At 39.5% G+C, this 2421-nt stretch carries 2 protein-coding genes; one reads left to right on the plus strand and one right to left on the minus strand.

Annotated features, from left to right (window positions below; genetic code table 11):
- Nucleotides 1–409, plus strand: a 409-nt coding sequence (locus I1A59_RS09310) for a transposase (RefSeq protein WP_196091203.1), incomplete at its 5' end; no start/stop codon positions are given.
- 321 nt (nucleotides 410–730) lie between these two features.
- Here the strand turns inward: I1A59_RS09310 and I1A59_RS09315 are convergent.
- The gene (locus tag I1A59_RS09315) at nucleotides 731–1621 is read right to left on the minus strand and encodes an SPFH domain-containing protein (RefSeq protein WP_196092478.1); all 891 of its coding nucleotides are present in this window, start codon (nucleotides 1619–1621) and stop codon (nucleotides 731–733) included.
- Nucleotides 1622–2421: the final 800 nt, after the last annotated feature.

A 2421-nucleotide genomic window follows, 5' to 3' on the forward strand; every position in this document is an offset into this window, starting at 1 on the left:
TGGTGCTAGCGAAGAATGTTTTCAACTTTACCGAAAACGAGGACAGTCTGAAAATTTCATAAAAGAGATGAAGTCTGGATTTTTTGGGGATAAGACAGATAGTTCAACTCTAATCAAGAATGAAGTTCGTATGATGATTTCTTGCTTGGCCTATAATCTTTCCTTATTTATGAAGCATCTAGCTAGTGGGTCTGTGAAGAATTTGACGATGAAACGTTTTCGGAAACTGTTTGTGAATATAGCTGGAAAATGCGTCAAAAGTGCTAGAAAACAAATTCTAAAACTGTCTAATCTCTATTCTCTGAAGGATGAGTTTCAGGCTCTCTTTGAGCGAATTTCCAGACTAGATTTCTCACTCCCCGTTCTCTATGCAGTAAGGGATACCAGTCCTCCTTTGTTAGGAAATTAGGATACCGAATCAAATAGAATACATTTTTAAAAATCGAGAGTCGCACCAAGGGCGGAGTCTACCCTTTTTTAGGGTGGTAAGGTAGCAGACCCATATTTATTTATAGAAAAGCTTGATCGTTCATAAAAATCATCAGAACTGCAATTGTTTATTGCTTGTTTCTGATGATTTTTTTGATAGTTACGCAAAGATATTCAGGGTATGAATAATTCGGGGATAATGTTCAACAGGTCTGGGAGACCTGTTGAACGATCATCATCAGCTGTCCTCGTCATTTATTTGAAATTCCGCGAGTATTCTGATTTTGAAATTAGCTAAGCATTATTTGGCTTTCATAGCTGAGAGAAGTTGAGTGCGGATATCCTCCACCCCATCTGGTTGGCCCGGTAGGAAGATACTGCTGTTACCATACATACCAAAATTATTTAGGGTGTCCAAGTATTGGTTGGTCAAGAGAATAGACATAATCTGCTCCTCGCTAAGACTGATTTCAGCTTCCTTCAACTCTCGAATTGATTCTGCTAGTCCGTCCACAATGGCTTTCCGTTGCTGGGCAATCCCAACCCCGTGTAGACGATCTTTTTCAGCTTCAGCTTCCGCTGCGGTTACAATTTTAATCTTATCAGCTTCAGCCAATTCCTGGGCGGCAACCCGTTTGCGTTGCGCAGCATTGATGTCGTTCATAGATTGCTTCACTTCAGCATCTGGTTCAACCTTGGTAATCAACGTTTTGACAATCACGTAACCATAGGTAGACATTTCTTCTGCAACTTGATTTTGAACTTCCAAGGCGATTTCATCTTTTTTCTCAAACAATTCGTCCAAGGTTAACTTAGGTACTGAAGAACGAAGCGCATCCTCAATATAGGACTTGATCTGACTCACTGGTTTGATCAGTTTGTAGTAAGCATCCGTAACATTGGATTCATTTACACGGTATTGGGTCGCAATATTCAAAGTGACAAAAACATTGTCCTTGGTTTTTGTTTCAACTACGATTTCGCTCTGCAAGAGTCGAAGCTCAATCCGAGCAACCAAGCGGTCAATACCCAAGGGGAGTCGTACATGAATACCGCTAGATGCGGTTTTTTGATAGCGGCCAAAACGCTCAATAATAGCTACTGATTGCTGACGTACAACATAGAGGGAGCTTATGACTAAGAGACAGACCACTAAGAGCAAAAGTCCAAAAAGAATAATCCCAAACACCATCATTACTTCTCCTTTTCTTTAGACAGCCATACCACCACAGTCAAGTTTATTCCAGTGATAGTTTGCGAATTTTCATACTCTACCAATTCGAATGACTTTCCGTATTGTAGCATGAAGAATTTATCTGTATGTTTTCAATTATAACACGTTCTTAAAATCAAACCAATGAAAAAGCGGTTCACCTACCTTATCAAATAAATGATAAAAAGAGTTGCGACCCAACTCTTTTTCCCTAACTCTATAGTGAGTTTACCAAGCGTGGATTCCTAGCAGATGTTTTTTCGAAACCTTGATTTTGAAAAAATACTTGATGGTATCTAATTCGAAACATAACAGTCATTTGCCTTATCTTTCCTTTTTTACCAAGAAGTCCTCTATGATCTGATAAAACCGAGGGGCCCAGCCCCTGACCAATAGATTTTGGCTTTAGGGTTAAGTAGAGAAGCATACACTTTTGTCAATCTAATCTAGTCGAAAATGCCCAAGTAACCGACCATTCCAGATGACCCCAAATTCTCTCCCCTCACTCGCCTCAGCATCTAGTAATTCGAACTGACTTGGATCCAATATAGTCTTTTAGTTTATCTTTCAATACTGTGTTAGCTCGTCTTGCCGTACTTCATTGAAACTTTCTTCAAAAGTTTTATCAGCAAGCTCAAAATCTTCCTCAAGATTTTTCTACCATTTGTCAACCATTTTTCTAAAAATAGGACAATTTATTTGGCAGATTGATGCCTGCTGAGCCTAGTTGTGAAGCAAAGAGAAGGGGATTTTGTGTCAAGGCCTTGAGCGTATGCGTG

This window comes from Streptococcus sp. NLN76, from assembly GCF_015686645.1.
In the GTDB taxonomy this organism is placed as follows: Bacteria; Bacillota; Bacilli; order Lactobacillales; family Streptococcaceae; genus Streptococcus.